14 protein-coding genes and 5 pseudogenes are annotated in these 16,418 nt (G+C 70.4%); 12 read left to right on the top strand and 7 right to left on the bottom strand.

Annotated elements, in window-relative coordinates:
- The first annotated feature begins 152 nt into the window (after positions 1 to 152).
- A complete protein-coding gene (locus GA0070617_RS05075; RefSeq protein ID WP_175440442.1) occupies positions 153 to 1,283 on the top strand; it encodes a DUF1996 domain-containing protein in 1,131 nt (376 codons plus the stop codon).
- A gap of 18 nt (positions 1,284 to 1,301) precedes the next feature.
- Here GA0070617_RS05075 and GA0070617_RS05070 read toward each other — a convergent pair whose 3' ends face one another.
- Both GA0070617_RS05070 and GA0070617_RS05065 read right to left on the bottom strand, forming a co-directional pair.
- Positions 1,302 to 2,108 (bottom strand): TSUP family transporter, encoded by an 807-nt coding sequence (locus GA0070617_RS05070; protein WP_217628771.1) that lies wholly within the window; start codon positions 2,106 to 2,108, stop codon positions 1,302 to 1,304.
- A 118-nt stretch (positions 2,109 to 2,226) separates the two neighbouring features.
- A pseudogene (locus GA0070617_RS05065) lies at positions 2,227 to 2,646 on the bottom strand (macro domain-containing protein); the annotation flags it as partial.
- Between GA0070617_RS05065 and GA0070617_RS05060 the strand changes: the two are divergent.
- A complete protein-coding gene (locus GA0070617_RS05060; protein WP_091434418.1) occupies positions 2,631 to 3,380 on the top strand; it encodes an SAM-dependent methyltransferase in 750 nt (249 codons plus the stop codon). The pseudogene GA0070617_RS05065 and the gene GA0070617_RS05060 sit on opposite strands and share 16 nt — an antisense overlap.
- 76 nt (positions 3,381 to 3,456) lie before the next feature.
- On the opposite strand, the gene GA0070617_RS31320 is transcribed toward GA0070617_RS05060, so the two are convergent.
- The 4 genes and pseudogenes from GA0070617_RS31320 to GA0070617_RS05050 form a co-directional block, all read right to left on the bottom strand.
- Positions 3,457 to 3,624 (bottom strand): hypothetical protein, encoded by a 168-nt coding sequence (locus tag GA0070617_RS31320; protein WP_229688144.1) that lies wholly within the window; start codon positions 3,622 to 3,624, stop codon positions 3,457 to 3,459.
- Positions 3,625 to 3,685: 61 nt separating this feature from the next.
- Positions 3,686 to 3,877, bottom strand: a pseudogene (locus tag GA0070617_RS32130) (MerR family transcriptional regulator); the annotation flags it as partial.
- Positions 3,878 to 3,948: 71 nt separating this feature from the next.
- A complete protein-coding gene (locus GA0070617_RS05055) occupies positions 3,949 to 5,172 on the bottom strand; it encodes a hypothetical protein (protein WP_091434416.1) in 1,224 nt (407 codons plus the stop codon).
- Between the two features lie 98 nt (positions 5,173 to 5,270).
- On the bottom strand, positions 5,271 to 5,867 hold the full coding sequence (locus GA0070617_RS05050; protein ID WP_091434414.1) for a TetR/AcrR family transcriptional regulator: 597 nt from the start codon (positions 5,865 to 5,867) through the stop codon (positions 5,271 to 5,273).
- A gap of 123 nt (positions 5,868 to 5,990) precedes the next feature.
- Here GA0070617_RS05050 and GA0070617_RS05045 point away from each other — a divergent pair, with 123 nt between their 5' ends.
- Together GA0070617_RS05045 and GA0070617_RS31315 are read left to right on the top strand one after the other, a co-directional pair.
- Positions 5,991 to 6,848, top strand: coding sequence for an SDR family NAD(P)-dependent oxidoreductase (locus GA0070617_RS05045; RefSeq protein ID WP_091434411.1), 858 nt, complete (start codon positions 5,991 to 5,993; stop codon positions 6,846 to 6,848).
- Positions 6,849 to 6,977: 129 nt separating this feature from the next.
- A pseudogene (locus GA0070617_RS31315) lies at positions 6,978 to 7,076 on the top strand (excalibur calcium-binding domain-containing protein); the annotation flags it as partial.
- 43 nt (positions 7,077 to 7,119) lie between these two features.
- Here the strand turns inward: GA0070617_RS31315 and GA0070617_RS05035 are convergent.
- Positions 7,120 to 8,253: pseudogene (locus tag GA0070617_RS05035) on the bottom strand (ATP-binding protein); the annotation flags it as partial.
- A gap of 389 nt (positions 8,254 to 8,642) precedes the next feature.
- On the opposite strand from GA0070617_RS05035, the gene GA0070617_RS05030 reads away from it, so the two are divergent.
- The 8 genes and pseudogenes from GA0070617_RS05030 to GA0070617_RS31310 all read left to right on the top strand — a co-directional run.
- On the top strand, positions 8,643 to 9,725 hold the full coding sequence (locus GA0070617_RS05030) for a substrate-binding domain-containing protein (protein WP_091434409.1): 1,083 nt from the start codon (positions 8,643 to 8,645) through the stop codon (positions 9,723 to 9,725).
- A 2-nt stretch (positions 9,726 to 9,727) separates the two neighbouring features.
- On the top strand, positions 9,728 to 10,753 hold the full coding sequence (locus GA0070617_RS05025; protein ID WP_091434406.1) for an ABC transporter permease: 1,026 nt from the start codon (positions 9,728 to 9,730) through the stop codon (positions 10,751 to 10,753).
- Complete coding sequence (locus GA0070617_RS05020) at positions 10,750 to 11,523, top strand: ATP-binding cassette domain-containing protein (protein WP_091434404.1); 774 nt, start codon at positions 10,750 to 10,752, stop codon at positions 11,521 to 11,523. Before GA0070617_RS05025 ends, GA0070617_RS05020 begins: the two co-directional genes overlap by 4 nt.
- Before the next feature lie 29 nt (positions 11,524 to 11,552).
- Entirely contained in the window at positions 11,553 to 12,392 is an 840-nt protein-coding gene (locus tag GA0070617_RS05015) for a class II fructose-bisphosphate aldolase (RefSeq protein WP_091434402.1), read from the top strand.
- Between the two features lie 11 nt (positions 12,393 to 12,403).
- Entirely contained in the window at positions 12,404 to 13,849 is a 1,446-nt protein-coding gene (locus tag GA0070617_RS05010) for an FGGY-family carbohydrate kinase (protein WP_091434400.1), read from the top strand.
- Positions 13,843 to 15,288, top strand: a complete 1,446-nt coding sequence (locus GA0070617_RS05005; protein ID WP_091434398.1) for an FGGY family carbohydrate kinase — start codon at positions 13,843 to 13,845, stop codon at positions 15,286 to 15,288. The genes GA0070617_RS05010 and GA0070617_RS05005 overlap by 7 nt, the downstream gene beginning before the upstream one ends.
- Positions 15,289 to 15,343: 55 nt before the next feature.
- Positions 15,344 to 16,099 carry a GntR family transcriptional regulator gene (locus tag GA0070617_RS05000; protein WP_091434395.1) on the top strand — a complete coding sequence of 252 codons (756 nt, stop codon included), beginning with the start codon at positions 15,344 to 15,346 and terminating at the stop codon, positions 16,097 to 16,099.
- A 99-nt stretch (positions 16,100 to 16,198) separates the two neighbouring features.
- Positions 16,199 to 16,409 (top strand): annotated as a pseudogene (locus GA0070617_RS31310) (ISAs1 family transposase); the annotation flags it as partial.
- Positions 16,410 to 16,418 lie beyond the last annotated feature (9 nt).

Here is a 16,418-nt window from a genome sequence, read left to right as displayed (position 1 = left end):
CCGGCATCTGGCACCGGGACCGAAAAAATCTCACTCTTATTGACATGTGTCGCTACGGACGGTTATCAATGGTCGGCGAGAGCGCTCTCCATCCATTCCGTCGAGGCCCCGGCCGGCCGGGCGATCCCCGCCACCGGAGGCGAGGAGGAACCATGCGGCTCACCGACCGGGGCGGCAGCGCCCGCCCGCGCCGCTTCGCCGCGCTCGGCGTCACCCTGCTGACCGTGGTCGCCGCCGGCGTGCTGACCGGCCGCAGCCCGGTCGACGCCCAGGCCGGCACCGACACCCCCGCCGGCAGCCACGCCGACCACGGACACCTGCTCAGCCCCGAGCAGGAAGCCGCCGCGCTGGCCCTGCAGAGCGCCCTACGCGGCACCGGAGCCCAGGCCGCCCCGGACGGCACCGGGGTCCAGGCCGCCGCGGACGGCACCGGGGTCCAGGCCGCCGCGGACGGCGCCGGGGGCCAGGCCGGCCCGGTCGGCGGTCCGGCGGCCCAGGCAGCGCCGGTGCGGGGCTCCGAGTTCCGGGCCGACTGCGCGAGCAAGGGACGCGGACCGGACGACCCGATCGTGCGACCCGGCCAGCCGGGTGCGTCGCACGTGCACGAGTTCTTCGGCAACACGACCACCAACGCCTACACCAACCTGGCGTCGCTGATCAACGGCGGGACCAACTGCAACCCGCAGGCCGACCGGTCCGCGTACTGGGTGCCGACGCTGTACCAGTACGGCGTGCCGGTCGCCCCGGAACACGTCACGGTCTACTACCAGGGCATCACCGACCGGCTGAACGTCAAGCCGTACCCGCAGGGGTTGAAGATGCTGGTGGGCAACCCCCTGGCCACCTCGCCCGAGGCCAACCCGGCGGCCCGGTGGTCCTGCCGGGGCTACCCGCAGTCCAGCCGCGACTTCCCCACCTGCCCGGCCGGCTCCAGGCTGGAGACCTATCTCGACTTCCCGACCTGCTGGGACGGACGGAACCTGGACAGCGCCGACCACCGCGGCCACCTGGCGTTCGGCCTCGGCGGAATCGGTGGCACCTGCCCGACCAGCCACCCGACGCCACTGCCCCGGCTGGAACTGCTCATCACGTATCCGGTCCATGGCGGCGGACTGACCCTGGCCGGCACCCGCAACGGGGCCAACGTGACCGACGCCCCCGGCCACACCTTCCACGGCGACTTCATCAACGCCTGGGACGTCGAGGCGCTGCGGTTCCGGGTGCAGAACTGCATAGTCGCCGGCTACGTCTGCGGCAACGACGGGCAGTGGATCCAGCAGTGACCTCGGCGCGGGGGCAGGTCAACCCCGGGCGAGGTAGCTGACCGCCGTGACCATCGAGAGGGTGCCGAGGACCGCGACCAGGAACCGTTCGTCGATCCGGTGCTGCAGGGCGGCGCCGACGAGTCCACCGACGAGACCCCCGAGGCCCAGGGCAAGACCGACGTCCCAGTAGGGGGCGGCGGGGGCGGTGCCGATGCCGGCGGCGTCGAAGAAGGTGTACGCGGCCAGGCCGGCTACGGAGGTGGTCAGCGTGATGGTCAGCGCGAGCGTCGCGGCCTGGCTGGTGGGGTGCCGGAACATGGCCACCAGCGCGGGCGCGAGCAGGGACCCGCCGCCGATGCCGAGGACTCCGCCGACCGCCGCCGCCACCGCGCCGAGCGCCGCCAGGGTGACCCGGCCGGGTCGGGCCGGCGCTCCGGCCGCGATCGGGGCCGGGGCCGGCCGGGGCCGGCGGGAGCGCCACAACAGCCGCAACCCCAGCGGGAGCAACACGGCGGCGACGAGCAGCCGGAACCGGCCGGGATCGGCCAGCACGGTCACCCGGGCGAGGGCACCCGCGACGGCGGCCGGTACGCCGACGGCGATCAGCGGGCCCAGGCGACTCCAGTCCACGGCGGGCCGACGGCTGAGCCGACGCAGCGACAACGGGGTGGAGACGATGTTGAACAGCAGATTCGTCGCGCTGACCGCCGGCCCGGTGACCCCGAGAACACTGATCTGCACCGGCAGCAGGAAGACCGCCCCGGACACGCCGGCCGGCGTGCCGATCGCCGCCACCACGGCCCCGGCGAGCATCGCGAGCACCACCTCGCCGAAGGACGTCACGGTCGGCCCCGCGCCTGCCTACCACTACCGGTCATGCCCACCCTCAGGCCTGCAGATCGCCGTTTCGGCGAATTCCCTATCTTGTCGATAGGGATATTAGCCCGACCTGGTGGGCGGGTCAGTCGCTGGTGGTCAACGCCGCCCGCAGCCAGCCCCGGGTCTCCTCGTCGAAGGCGACGAGGCGTACCACCTCGACGGCGGTCGGCGTGGACCTGACGGTGGCCACGGCGATCCGGGCGGCCTGCTCGGGCGGAAAGCCGTACACGCCGGTGGCGATCGCCGGAACGGCGACGGTACGGGCGCCGATCCCGTCGGCCACCTGCAACACCCTGCGGTAACAGGAGGCCAGCACGTCGGCCTCCCCCTGGCCGCCGCCCGCCCAGACCGGTCCGACGGTGTGGATGACGTGCCGCACCGGAGGATCCAGGTCGAACGCCGGCGTCCTGACACACCGGCATCGTGTCGAGGCGACCGTCGACCCAGCCGGGTGCGGCAGCGGGTCGGCTCGTGTTGACTCGTGCGGTGGATCGTCAACGCCTCAGCAGCATCGCGCACTCGCACCACCCGGTCGCGGCCCCGGTCTCCGGGGTCACCATCAACCGACTCCTGCGCCGAGCGGACCGGCAGCCGACGGCCCGGGTCCTGGACCTCGGCTGCGGGGCGGGAGCCTGGGCACTACAGGCCCTGGCCCACTACCCGGACGGGCACGCCGACGGCGTCGACATCAGCCCCTACGCGCTCGAACAGGCCGTCGGCGCCGCCACCGAACGCGGCCTCGCCGACCGGTTCACGCCACACCGGCGTGACGCGCGGACGTACGTGCCCGACGGCGACTACGACCTGGTGCTGTGCGTCGGGTCCACCCACGCGTTCGGCGGATTCGGACCGACGCTGGAGTCGGCCGGCCGGCACGTGAACGTCGACGGCATCCTGCTGGTCGGCGAGGCATTCTGGCAGCTCCCGCCGACACCGCAGGCGCTCGCCGCACTGGACGTGGAGTCCACGGAGTTCACCGACCTGCCCGGCCTGGTCGACGTCGCCGAGCGGGCCGGCTGGACGCCGGTGTACGCCCACGTCAGCGACGCCGCCGAGTGGGACGACTACGAGTGGTCGTGGGTCGGCTCGCTCACCCGGTGGGCGCTTGACAATCCCGGGCATCCGGACGCCGCCGAGGCGCTGGCCGCCGCCCGGGAACACCGGGACCAGTGGCTACGCGGGTACCGCGACGTGTTGGGCTTCGTCACCCTGGTCCTGCGTCGCAACCGACCGTGACCCGCGGCGGCACGCCCACCGGTGTCCCGGTGCGAACCGGCCCGGCACATCGGGGCTGGGCCGGTTCGTCGGGCGTTCATCCGCGCCCGGAGTCGTCCTCGGCCGGAGGATCAAGGCCCATCTGCCGGCGCGCGAGGAAACTGGCCCGGGTGAACACGTCGAGTTGCGCGGGGGTGTAGATGGCGGCCATGAACGTCTGCTTGGTGGTGTGCTCGCCGCTGGTCAGCCGCGAGCCGGGCGTCAACCCGCTCCAGCACCTCGCTCGACACGTCCCCGTTCGTCCGGGCCCCGCCGACCTCGGAGAGCGGCACCCCCAGCCCGACGAGGCGCCGGACCCGCAACAGACAGATCAGATGCGGTACGCCGTACATCTTGTACCCGTTGTGCCGGCGATCCGGCTCGTCGCGCAGTCCGAGCCGGTGATAGTGCCGGATGGTGTGGTGTCGGCGAGATCGGCGAGTTCCTGGGTGCTCCAGCCGACGGCAGCAACCTAACACCTCGATCTTCTGTGGACGGAAGCCGCGAAGTGTCCCTGGTCGGCGGCTTGTCGGTGAGCGGGTAGGCGTCCTCAGATGCCGCGACGCCGGGCAGCGAGGAGCAGCACACCTCCGGCCACCAGCGCCGCCAGGCCGATTCCGCCGATCAGCCCGGCCGGCGGCCCGGTGACCGGCAACCCGCCGCCACCGCCACCATCACCGTCACCGCCGCCACCGTCACCGCCGCCACCGTCGCCGTCGTCGCTCCTCGCGGCCAGCAGCACGGCGAAGCCGTCCTGATTGTCGCTGTGGTCCCCGTCGGCCACCCGTACGGCGACGGCGTTCCCGGGCAGATCGGTCCGCGCAGGCGTGGCGCGCTCGTTCGTCGACCGCTCGGCGAGGCCCTCCACCTGTACGGTTCCGCCCCGCAGCGCCGCCGGCGCGGTGGCGGATGCCGCAGTCGTCACCAGGTTGTACAGCTTGACCGCCGAGTAGATGGTGTCGTTCGGATCGGTGTCCTCGACGGCCGGAACGAGGGTGAGGCTCTCGTAGGTGCAGACCGCCGACCGCCCGGCGTCGGCAAGCGCACACTGGGTCGGCTGCCCGGTGAAGGTCACGCCCTCGGGCAGGCGCAGCGTGACCCGCACTCCGCTGACCGCCTTCCGGCCCTGGTTGGCGACGGTGTGCCACACCGCACCCGGCTCACCCGGGTTCAGCGTCCCGGTGGGCTCGGGTGTGCCGTCAGCGTCGATCCGCACCGACTGCTTCACGTCTTGGGCCACCAACGAGAGGTCGGCACGTGGCTGGTCGACCAGCGCCAGCGGGAACCATCTGGTGTTGTCGGCCGGATTCGCGTCCTTTTCCGGCTTGATGGTGACCGAAACTTCGAACCTGCCCTGGTAGGGCCCCGCAGCCCCGTAGACGACTGCGTCGATGGGAACGTCGACGGTTTCGCCCGGTCCCGGAATCAACTCCGGCAGCAGTCGGCAGTAGAACCCACCGAAGTCGCCGTCGCACTCGCCCACCCCACCCCGTGAATGCCAGAGCAGGCCGACCGGCATGGGGCCAGGGCCCTCCGGCGGCTGGTGGACTCTGACGACGACGTCGCCCGGGGTCTCGTCCCCCAGGTTGCTGACCTTCAGATAGATGACCTTCCGCTCGGTCCCCCGCGAGACCGTCGTTCCGGACACGTCGACCGTGAGGTCCGGCCCCTTCTTCGCCGCCTCGGCGGGACCGGCGGGGACAGCCATCCCGGCGAGGAGGAGGAGCAGCGCGGCGGTGACGGTTCGCGACAGCCGCCGACGACCAGAGCTCATGGCAGACCCTTCGGTACGCGCGGGCAGTGTGGTGGAGAAACACTACCGGAAATCGACTCCCGTCAGCGCCCGGACATGGCGGTCCCGGACGATGCACGTCACCGTCGGGGTCGTAACCCGTCGAGGGCGGTGGCGACGAGGCGGTCGGCGTACTCGGTCGTGAGCGGTCCGCTGCGGTGGAGCCATCGTTGGAACAGGGGACCCCAGATCAGGTCCACCGCGACGTCGAGATCGAGGTCCTCGGCGAGCTGTCCGGCCCGCTGGGCGCGGCGGAGGCGCTGCCGTTTGGCCTCCCGCAGTGGCCCGTCCAGTCGTTCGGCGTAGATCGCTGCCAGCTCGGGGTCGTGCGCGATCTCGGTGGCCAGCGCGCGCATCGGTTGCTCGTACCGGGGCTCGTTCAGTTCGGTCACCGTGGCGCGGAGCACCTCGGTCAGGTCGGCTGCCAGGTCGCCGGTGTCCGGCAGCTGCACCGGCCCACCCTCGGCGCCCTCACTGAGCATGAGGAAAGCGTCGAAGATGACCGCACCCTTGGACGGCCACCAGCGGTAGATGGTCTGCTTGCCGACGCCGGCGCGGCTGGCGAGGCCCTCGATGCTGATCTTCGCGTACTCGACCTCCTGTAACAGGTCGAGGGCGGCGGTGAGGACGGCACGGCGGGAGGCCTCGCTCCGGCGGCCCGTGTTCGGCGGCGTCATGAGAGCACCGTACCAACGGCGAGACGAGACGTACCGTCTTGACGATGGGGTTCATCGGGAGCTAGCCTCGATCTCGTGGCGAGACGGACCGTCTCGTCTCATTCTAGGTAGGGAGACGCCGACATGCCGACCTCATCCGACGCCACACCCCGTACCTGGTTCATCACCGGGGCCAGCCGCGGACTGGGCCGCGCGTTCGCCGAAGCCGCGCTCGACCGTGGTGACCGGGTGGTCGCCGCGGCCCGGACCGTCACCCGGGACGACTTCGACGCGCGGCACGGCGACCGGCTGCTGACCCTGACCCTCGACGTGACCGACCGGGCGGCCGTCGTCGCCGCCGTGACCACCGCGGTCGAGCATTTCGGACGGCTCGACATCGTCGTCAACAACGCCGGCACCCTGTCCATGGGCATGATCGAAGAGTTCACCGAAGCCGAGGCGCGAGCCCAGTTCGAGGTCAACCTCTTCGGCGCGCTCTGGGTCAGCCAGGCCGTGCTGCCGCACCTGCGCGCCCAACGGTCCGGCCACCTCGTGCAGATCTCCAGCATCGCCGCCCTCGGTGGCTTCCCGAGCACCGGCCTGTACAGCGCGAGCAAGTTCGCCCTGGAAGGCATGAGCGAGTCCCTGGCGATGGAGGCCGCGGCCTTCGACGTCAAGCTCAGCATCGTCCAGCCGGGCGGCTACTGGACCGACCTCTACACAGGCGTCAGCGCCACCGACCCGATGGACACGTACGCGCCGCTCCGCGCCGAGCTGGAGCAACAGTGGGCGGAAGGCTCGGTCGACAGCGAGCCCCGCCTGGCCGCCGAGGCCCTGCTGCGACTGGTCGACAGCGACGACCCACCGCTGCGGCTGCTGCTCGGGAACATGGTGTACGACCTGGCGTTCGATATCTCCCGGCGGCGGATGGAGACCTGGGCGGGTTGGGAGCAGGTAAGCCGCGCCGCCGAGCAGGCGGTGCCGGCCCCGGAAACGACCTGAGAAGCATTCGCGCCTCCCGGCTGATGAGCCCGCAGGCACGCAAGGGAGTGGACGGCCTCGAAGCCGGCCACCCGCAAGCCGGCTCCGAAACCGACCACCCGGCGACCGGCGCCGTACTACAAGAACTGCGACGCCGTACGGGCCGCCGGACAGGCACCACTGTTCGAGGGCGAGCCCGGGTACCGACCGGAACTGGACCGCGACGGCGACGGCATCGCCTGCGAATAACAGGATCATCGCTGGCTGGGAGCGACCTGCGGAGGGTGCGAGGTCAGCCTGCTGGCGGGGCGGGAACCTGCCACAAGGCACTGACGGGAAGGGCGCGAAGTTCGTCGCCGAACGGCAGCGTCGACGTGCCGGTGTAGAGGACGAGGCCGGCGATGAAGTCGTCGCCGAGGCGGTCGGCGAGTCGGCGTAGCCCACGGAAGTCGTCGGGCCCGACGGTGGTGGCTGCTTTGACCTCGATCCCGACGACCTGGCCGGATCGGCTCTCGAGCACCGCGTCGACTTCGTACTTGCTCTGGTCGCGGTAGTGGGACAGGTCGGCGAGCTGGTCGGACCAGGTGAGCTGGCGAGACAGTTCAGAGAGGACAAATGATTCGAGTAGTGGCCCGAACGGTGCGCCGGGCCGGAGTAGCGCCCGGGCGTCGGTCGCGGTTTCGTTGGCGGCGATGCCGGAGTCGACGAAGATCAGCTTAGGGGCGGCGGTGGCGCGGGTGCCGAGGTTACGGGACCAGCCGGGGATCCGCTTGATCAGGAAGATCTCTTCCAGAGCTTGGAGGTAGCGGGCGATCGTTGGCCGGCTCAGTCCGAGGGCGGATTCCAGCGAGTTGGCGGCGATGATGGTCGCGGATCTGGCCGCGAGGAGGCGTACCAGCTTGCGTAGTTCGCTCTTGTGCTGGATGTCGGACAGCTGACGGACATCGCGGTCGACGAGCGCCTGGACGTACGCGTCGAGGAACCGTTGGCGGCGGCGCGGGTCGGTGCGGGTGGTGGCCTCGGGTAGGCCGCCGCGCACGATTCTGGCCGCGTAGTCGGCGCGGGTCACGTCCGACTCGTGTCGCAGGTCCGGACCGAGCGCGAACAGGGCGTCGACGAATCCGTCCGGCTCGCCGTCGAGTTCACCCTGGGACAACGGCCAGAGCTCGACGGTTTCCATCCGGCCGGGCAACGCGTCCGGGGCGGCGACCATGCCGAAGAGGCGAGACGAGCCGGTGAGCAGATAACGGCCCGGGCGGGGATCCTCGTCGACGGCTGCCTTGATGGCCAGCAGCAGCTCGGGAGCGCGTTGGATCTCGTCGATGACCAGGAGTTCGGGCGAGTCCACGAACCCGACCGGATCGGCGATCGCCGCCGCCCGGTCCTGCGCCCGGTCGAGATCACGGCGCTCGGCGAGGCGATCGCCGGGGGGTTTCGATCTGCGAGGCCAGATGCGTTCGATCTGCGGCAGGTGACATGTTCGAAATGCGGGCGGTTGGGCGCTCGAACCGCGGGGAGCCACCCCGGCGCTGCCGCAACGCAACACCTACGCCGGGGGTGGAGCGGCGGCGACGCCGACCACCATGAAACCCGAACCGTGCGGCCCGACGAACCGATGGCCCGCCGACACTTTCACCACCACCGACTCTGACCCTTTTACGGGTGCAACGCCCGATATGGGCGGCACCTGGAGCCCGCCTGGAAAACATGCTCGTAATATTTGTACGTACAGTATCGACATCTAGGGGATGGCGGGCCTAAGGTCACATCGTCAACTCGTGAGGCCCCGCAGCCTCCGTTCAAGGAGACACCTCAATGACTCGTACCTCCTGGTACCGCCGCGCCCTCACCACCCTTGCCGTCTCCGCCCTCCTGATCCCCGGCCTCGCCGCCTGTGGCGACTCGGGCACAGACGCCGGCACCGACCCAGATGGCAAGGCCAAGGTCACCCTGATCCTCAAGGATCTGCAGAACCCGTTCTTCACCGCGCTCGCCGACGGCGCGAAGGCCGAGGCGGCCAAGAACAACGTCGAGCTGACCGTGGTGGCCGCCAAGAAGGACGGCGACGAGCAGGGTCAGATCGACGAGATCGAGAGCGCCGTGCTCAAGGGCCAGGACGGCATCCTGATCCTGCCCAGCGGCCCCGCGGTCAACAAGGCGATGACCGATGCCCGCGCCCAGGGGGTCACGGTGATCGCGTTGGACACCCCGCCGGACCCGATCGACACCGCGGACATCACCTTCGCGACCGACAACTTCGAGGCCGGCAAGCTGATCGGCCAGTGGTCGAAGGCGCACCTGGCCGGCAAGCCCGTGGTGATCGCCCTGCTCGACCAGTTCAGCGACCGGACCATCCAGACCGACCTGAACCGGAACCAGGGCTTCCTGGAGGGCATGGGCATCAACCTGGCGGACCGGACGAAGAAGGGTGACGAGGCGAAGACCGGCGACTACGACGGCGGCACCTACACGATCGCCTGTCAGGAGCCGACCACCGGCGCCGAGGACGGGGGCCGTACCGCCATGGAGAACTGCCTGACCAAGAACAAGGACATCAACCTCGTCTATACGATCAACGAGCCGTCGGCGTCCGGCGCGTACAAGGCGCTGCAGGCCGCCGGAGTGCAGGACAAGGTCACGATCGTCTCGATCGACGGTTCCTGTGACGGTGTCAAGAACGTCGCGGACGGCGTCATCGCCGCCACCTCCATGCAGTTCCCGGTGAAGATGGCCGAGCTGGGTGTGAAGGCGGTCGCCGACAAGGTGGCCGGCAAGGCGCTCCCGGCGGTCTCCGACGGCCTGGACTTCTACAACACCGGCACCGAGTTGATCACCGACCAGGCCAAGGACGGTGTCACCGCGACCACCACCGCCGACGGCTCGAAGACCTGCTGGTGACGATGACTTCCCCCGAAACCGCCCCGAAGGCACCCGCGGCCACGAGCCGCGGGGCCTCCCGGGTCCTCCGGGCGCAGCACTTCCTGCACGAGCGCCCCTGGGTCAGCCCACTAGCGCTGCTGGTGCTGTCGATCGCGGTGTTCACCCTGCTGAACCCGGCGTTCGCCCAGCCCCGCGCGATCTCGCTGCTGTTGCAGCAGACCGCTGTGGTCGCCGCTCTCGCGGTCGGCCAGACCCTGATCATCCTGACCGGCGGCATCGACCTGTCAGTCGGCGCGGCGGCGATCCTGGGCTGCATGTCCTCGGCGCTGCTGGCGTCACAGCACGGCCTGCCGGCGCCAGCCGCGATCACCGTCGGCATCCTGATCGGCGCGCTGTGCGGCCTGCTCAACGGGGCGCTGGTGTCCCGGCTGAAACTGCCGCCGTTCATCGTCACGCTCGGCACGCTCAGCGTGTTCACCGCGCTCACGCTGATGCTGACCGGCGGATCCACGGTCCAGGGCCGGGACATGCCGGACGCGATGACCGCCGCCGGCACCCGGGTCCCGTTTCTCGGGCTGGACCTGAACCTCGGCATCATCGTGGTGGGCCTGGTCTACCTGGCCGTCGGCTTGGCTCTCGGGTTCACCGCCTGGGGCCGCCGGGTCTACGCGGTGGGTGACGCCCCCGAGGCCGCCCGCCTGGCCGGTATCTCGGTTGGCCGTGTCCTGCTCAGCGTCTACATCGTCGCCGGTGTCATCTACGGCATCGCCGCCTGGGTGCTGATCGGCCGGGCCGGGGCGGCCTCGCCGAACGGCATCGTGGATGCCAACCTGGCCAGCATCACCGCCGTCGTGATCGGTGGCACCAGCCTCTTCGGCGGCCGCGGTGGCGTCATCGGCACGGTGCTCGGCGCGCTGATCGTGCAGAGCTTCGCCATCGGCCTGACCCTGGCCGGTCTCGACGACGAGTACCGCGTCCTGGCCGTCGGTGCCCTGGTGATCGCCGCGGTCGCCGCCGACCAGTGGATCAGGAAGGTCCGGACATGACCGAGACCATGCAGAAGCCGGCGGTGCTGTCCGCCCGGGGCATCCGCAAGACCTTCGGCCGGGTCGTCGGCCTCGCTGGTGTCGACCTGGACGTCTTCCCGGGCGAGGTGCTGGCGATCATCGGCGACAACGGCGCCGGCAAGTCGACGCTGATCCAGTGCCTGACCGGCGCCCTGGTGCCGGACAGCGGCACCCTGGAACTGGACGGCAGGCCGGTCTCGTTCAAGCGCCCACAGGACGCCAAGGACATGGGCATCGAGACCGTCTACCAGTCGCTGGCCATGTCGCCGGCGCTGGACATCGCCTCGAACATGTTCCTGGGCCGGGAGATCCGCAAGCCCGGCCCGCTCGGATCGGTGTTGCGGATGCTGGACCGCAAGGCCATGCGGGAGAAGTCGATGGCCGCGTTGCAGCAACTGGGGATCCGCACCATCCAGAACCCGGGCCAGCGGGTGGAGACGCTCTCCGGCGGCCAGCGTCAGGCGATCGCGGTGGCCCGGGCGGCCGCGTTCGGCTCCAAGCTGGTGCTTCTCGACGAGCCGACGGCGGCCCTGGGCGTCCGCGAGTCGGGTCTGGTGCTGGACGCGATCCGGGCCCTGCGTGACCGCGGGCTGCCGGTGATCCTGATCAGCCACAACATGCCACACGTGTGGGAGATCGCCGACCGGATCCACATCCAGCGGCTGGGGAGCTGCGCCGGCGTCATCACCCCGTCGAGCCACGACATGACCGAAGGCGTCGCGATCATGACCGGCGCCAAGACCCTCTGACGGGTCCTTCCAGAGAAAAAGGTAGGAACATGGGCCTGGTCAGTGGGCTTGAGGTCATCGAGCAGTGTGTTTCCCGGGGGCTGGTGGCCGGGGCTTTCAACACCACCAACATCGAGACGACGATGGGCATCGTCCAGGCCGTCGAGAACACCCGGGTGCCGACCTTCATCCAGGTCGCCCCGACCAACGCGGTGCTCTCCGGGTACGAGTACATCCACGACATGGTCAGCCGCCGGCTGGCGAAGGTCGACGTACCGGTGGCCCTGCACCTGGACCACGGCCGCACCCTGGACGACGTGAAGCAGTCCCTGGCGGCCGGCTTCACCTCGATCATGATGGACGCCTCCGGCTACGAGTACGACAAGAACGTGGACCTGTCCCGGCAGGCCCGGGACCTGACCCCGACGGAGTACGCGCTCGAGGTCGAGCTGGGCAGCATCGGCGGCAAGGAGGACGACCTCGGCCCGGAGAGGGAGGCGACCACCGACCCGGACCAGGTCGCCGGCTTCGTCACCGCCACCGGATGCGAGATGCTCGCGGTCTCCGTGGGCAACGTACACGGCTACGCCCCCGGCGTTCGGATCGATATGGATCTGCTCCGGAGAGTCCAGCGGGCCAGTGCGGTGCCGCTGGTCGTCCACGGCGGCTCGGGACTGCCCCGGGAGCAGCTGAGCCGACTCGCCGAGTACGGGGTCGTCAAGGTCAACATCGCCAGCGACCTGCGCAACGCCATGATCAGGACGTTCGGTGAGGCCTATGCCGCGAACCCGAACGAGTACGCCCTGATCCGGGTGTCGCAGAAGGCGGTCACGGCGATCACCGACGTGGTGGAGAGCCGGATCCGGACGCTGAACCCGAAGCTCGGCTGAGGACCAGTTCGATGAAACCCACGATCACGATCGACATCGGTACGACCCGGGTCAAGCTCGGGTTCTTCGACGCCGGCGGCGACCAGTTGGCGTCGGACAAACAGCCCACTCCCAGCATGGCCGACTCGTGGGGGAGCGTCTACGACGTGGACGCCCTCCTGGCGATCATCGTGCGGTTCGTAGGTAATCTCGATCCCGGTCACCGCGACAGCGTGGAGCGGATCGCCATCGCCGGTGTCGGGGAGTCCGGCGGACTGGTCGGACCGGACCTGGTGCTGCGGTCCCCGATGATCCTCTGGCACGACCAGCGCGGCGCGGCCATGATCGACGGCCTGGACCGCAGCCAGCGGACCCGGATCTACAAGCTCACCGGCCTGCCGCCGAACGCCAACTACTCGCTGTCCAAGATCGCCTGGGCCGCCGCGCGCACCGGCCACGCCACCGGCGACCTGCGGTGGCTGAACGTGTCCGAGTACGTGGCGGCCTGGATGACCGGCCGGCGCTGGGCGGAGTACTCGCTGGCCAGCCGCACCATGGCCCTCGACCTGCGGGCCGGGGAGTGGTCGCCGGAGATGTGCACGCTGGCCGGCCTCGACCCGGCGCTGCTGCCCGAGCTGTGCCGTGCCGATCAGGGCCAGGAGATCACGCCCGGGTTCGCCCGCGAGGCGAACCTGCCGGCCACGGTCACCGTGCACGTCGCCGGGCACGACCACATGGTCGGCGCGGTCGGCGCAGGCCTGCGCAAGGGCGAGGTGCTCAACTCCACCGGCACCACCGAGGGTGTGCTCCTGCTCAACGACAGACCGAGCCTGGACGCGTACTCCGCCCGGTCCATGCTCGCCAACGGGCTGGCCTGCGACGGTTCGGCGTACACCCTGTTCGCCTCGATTCCCACCGGCGGCTCGGCCTTCGCCACCCTGCAGCGGATGCTCGGCATGTCCGAGTCGATGCTGGCGACCTGCGTGGCGGCGCTGAGCGAACGCTACCTGTCCGGGCAGATCGACCTGGCCGGCGTACCCGTCGTGATCCCGCAGTTCCGGGGCAGCCCGCCGCCGGACAAGTCGGCGTCGGCCCGCGGCATCATCGCCAACCTCGGCAACGACGTCCGGGCCGAGGACATCGTGTTCGGCTGCTTCCTCGGCCTGGCCATCCAGTTCGCCAAGGTCCTCGAACTGTTCCGCACCGACGCCACCACCATCAAGGTGATCGGCCCGGCCAGCCAGAACCGGCTCTGGCTGCACCTCAAAGCCGACATCCTGGACGCCGACCTGAGCGTTTCGGAGTTCCCTGAAGTCGTGTCCCGCGGCGCCCAGGCCCTGGCCTCCGGGCGAGCCGGCAACTGGGAGTCCTGCGACCCCGCACCGGTCCTGGCCGACCCGGCCCGGCACGCCCGCCTGCAGGAATGGCGCGAGTCGGTCCGCCCCGTCGTGCACAACCTCGGGCAACTCTCATGGTGAGCCGCACTCTCGTCGCCGGCATCGACTCGTCCACGCAGAGCTGCAAGGTCGAGGTCCGCGATCTGCGGACCGGCCGGCTCGTGCGTGCGGGCCGGGCGGCACACCCACCCCAGAAGATCATTGACCCGTACGAGTGGTGGAAGGCCCTGCTCCTCGCCGTCGACCGCGCGGGTGGCCTGCACGACGTGTCGGCCCTGTCGGTCAGCGGCCAGCAGCACACGCCGGTGTTCCTCGACGCCGACGGGGCAGTGGTGTGTGACTCGCCGCTCTGGAACGACAACGGATCCCACCCCCAGGTCGTCGCACTCAACGACGAGCTCGGCTTCCGCGAGTGGATCCGGCGTACCGGCCTGCCGATCAGCCTCTCCGACACCGTCGTGAAACTGCGCTGGCTGCGCGACACCGACCCGGACAGCGCCCGCCGTACCGCCGCGGTCGCCGTCGTCCACGACTGGCTCACCTGGCTGCTGATGGGCCACGGCCCCGGCCGGGCCGACTTCAGCCGCCTGGTCACCGACCGGTCCGAGGCCAGCGGCACCGGATACTGGTCCGGCGAGACCGGCGACTACTGCACCGACCTGGTGCAACACGCCTTCGGCAAGCAGGTCATCCTGCCCCGCGTGCTCGGCCCGCTGGACCGGGCCGGCGTCACCGGCACGGGCATCACCGGCATCCCCGCCGGACTGCCGATCGGCGCCGGCAGTGGTGACAATGCCGCGGCCGCGCTCGCCCTACGACTGCAGGTCGGCGACGCGGTGATGTCGCTCGGCACCTCCGGAGTCGTCTACAGCCGCAGCACCCGGCCGGTCCACGACTACTCCGGGGTGGTGTGCAGCTACGCCGACGCCACCGGTGACCACCTGCCGCTGGCCGCGACCCTGAACGCGGCCCGCGACCTGGACGCCGGGATCGCCCTGCTCGGCTGCGACTACAGCGAGCTGTCCGCCCTGGCCCTGCAGGCGCCACCGGGCGCCGGAGGACTGACGATGCTGCCCTACTTCGAGGGCGAGCGCACCCCCGACCTGCCGGACGCCACCGCGTCCCTGCACGGCGCGACCCTGGCCAACTTCACCCGGCCGAACTTCGCCCGCGCGGTGGTCGAGGGGATGCTGGCCAGCCAGGTCGTCATGATCGACGCCACCCGCGCCTGCGGCGTGCCGGTCAACCAGCTCCTGCTCATCGGCGGCGCGGCCCGCAGCACCGCCGTACAGACCGTGCTGGCCCAGATCATCGACGTCCCTCTGCTGATCCCCGAGCCGGGGGAATACGTGGCGATCGGCGCCGCGGCCCAGGCCGGTGGGGCGCTGACCGGCACCATACCGGACTGGCAGCCGACCGTCCGCGAGGTCCCGGCGACCCCCACCGAAGCCGTGATCATGAACCAGCACCGAGCCGCACGCAGCGCCATGTCCTACGACGCCGCGTTGACACCAGCCTGATGCTCCCTCGTCCGGCAGGCATTCGTAAGATTCGCGGAAAATCCTAGGAGGAGCGATGAAGAACATCGAGCGCGCTTCCCCGGTGCCCTACTACGTGCAGCTGTACGAGGTACTCCTCAGCAGCATCCAGTCGGGCGAGTTGCCGGCAGGCGAGAAGCTGCCCGGTGAGAGCGAGTTGCATCGTACGTTTGCGCTGTCCCGTCCGACCGTCCGCCAGGCTCTGGACATGCTGGAGTCGAACGGCTACGCGCAGCGGGTGGCGCGCCGCGGCTACTTCGTGGCCGAGCCGAACTCGCCGCAGGGATGGCACATCGAGGGGCTCGGCGGCTTCCTGGAGAACGGTCTGCTGCACGGTGATCCGCACATCACGACGACGGTAGTGTCCTCCGGGGAGCAGCCGCTCCCGGACGAGATCACCGCCGCCCTCCGGATCCCCCGTAGATCGGTGGGATTCGTCCTGGAACGGGTGCGGAGTGTCGACGGGCAACCGGCCCTGTTCAGTACGAACTGGACGCCGCCCACCGTCGCCGGGGTGGTCGCCGCCGCCACCGGCGTCCGGAAGGGGACCTCGTCGCTGACAGCCGCGCTTCAGGCCGGCGGCTACCAGGCGGCCGGGGCGCGACGGGTGATGCACGCGGTCGCGGCCGGCCCGGTGATCGCGGAGCATCTCAACATCCCGGCCACCACACCGCTGTTGCGGATCCGCTCCACCACCTGGGACAAATCCCTTGTTCCGTACGACTACTACGAGACGTGGCTGCGCACCGACATCGTGCCGCTCGCGGTCGACGCCACCACGCACGGCGCATGACCGGGTGGTACTCAAGTACCACCCCGGGGCCCCGGAGTAGTCCGCGAATGTCCTGTTTGGCCTGATGCTGTGCTGGGGGCCGTGCCCGAGTGAGGGGCGAGCACGACGCCTGTGGATCATGGAGCCGCGTTGGCCCGCACCGCGACCGCCCCGCTGACCCCGGACGGTGTCGGTGAGCGGGAACAGCGTCGCGCCCACCACGCCGCCGCGGGCGACCAGCCGCGCCGCCATCGCGGTGGACGGTAAATGTCTACGCGGGGCCAGACGCCCCGACGGCAACCGGGTGTTCATCCTGTCCGCAGGCGACGGTGCCGGCGAG

It is taken from the genome of Micromonospora yangpuensis (genome assembly GCF_900091615.1).
GTDB classification, from domain to species: domain Bacteria; phylum Actinomycetota; class Actinomycetes; order Mycobacteriales; family Micromonosporaceae; genus Micromonospora; species Micromonospora yangpuensis.
Note: the sequence above shows the minus strand (reverse complement) of the source record. Positions and strands in the feature narration are given on the sequence as shown.

What these genes read in the sequence shown, in the direction of transcription:
- GA0070617_RS05075 (WP_175440442.1), top strand. Translation starts at nt 153, where the DNA reads ATGCGGCTCACCGACCGGGGCGGCAGCGCCCGCCCGCGCCGCTTCGCC.
- GA0070617_RS05055 (WP_091434416.1), bottom strand. Translation starts at nt 5,172, where the DNA reads ATGAGCTCTGGTCGTCGGCGGCTGTCGCGAACCGTCACCGCCGCGCTG.
- GA0070617_RS05050 (WP_091434414.1), bottom strand. Translation starts at nt 5,867, where the DNA reads ATGACGCCGCCGAACACGGGCCGCCGGAGCGAGGCCTCCCGCCGTGCC.
- GA0070617_RS05045 (WP_091434411.1), top strand. Translation starts at nt 5,991, where the DNA reads ATGCCGACCTCATCCGACGCCACACCCCGTACCTGGTTCATCACCGGG.
- GA0070617_RS05030 (WP_091434409.1), top strand. Translation starts at nt 8,643, where the DNA reads ATGACTCGTACCTCCTGGTACCGCCGCGCCCTCACCACCCTTGCCGTC.
- GA0070617_RS05025 (WP_091434406.1), top strand. Translation starts at nt 9,728, where the DNA reads ATGACTTCCCCCGAAACCGCCCCGAAGGCACCCGCGGCCACGAGCCGC.
- GA0070617_RS05020 (WP_091434404.1), top strand. Translation starts at nt 10,750, where the DNA reads ATGACCGAGACCATGCAGAAGCCGGCGGTGCTGTCCGCCCGGGGCATC.
- GA0070617_RS05015 (WP_091434402.1), top strand. Translation starts at nt 11,553, where the DNA reads ATGGGCCTGGTCAGTGGGCTTGAGGTCATCGAGCAGTGTGTTTCCCGG.
- GA0070617_RS05010 (WP_091434400.1), top strand. Translation starts at nt 12,404, where the DNA reads ATGAAACCCACGATCACGATCGACATCGGTACGACCCGGGTCAAGCTC.
- GA0070617_RS05005 (WP_091434398.1), top strand. Translation starts at nt 13,843, where the DNA reads ATGGTGAGCCGCACTCTCGTCGCCGGCATCGACTCGTCCACGCAGAGC.
- GA0070617_RS05000 (WP_091434395.1), top strand. Translation starts at nt 15,344, where the DNA reads ATGAAGAACATCGAGCGCGCTTCCCCGGTGCCCTACTACGTGCAGCTG.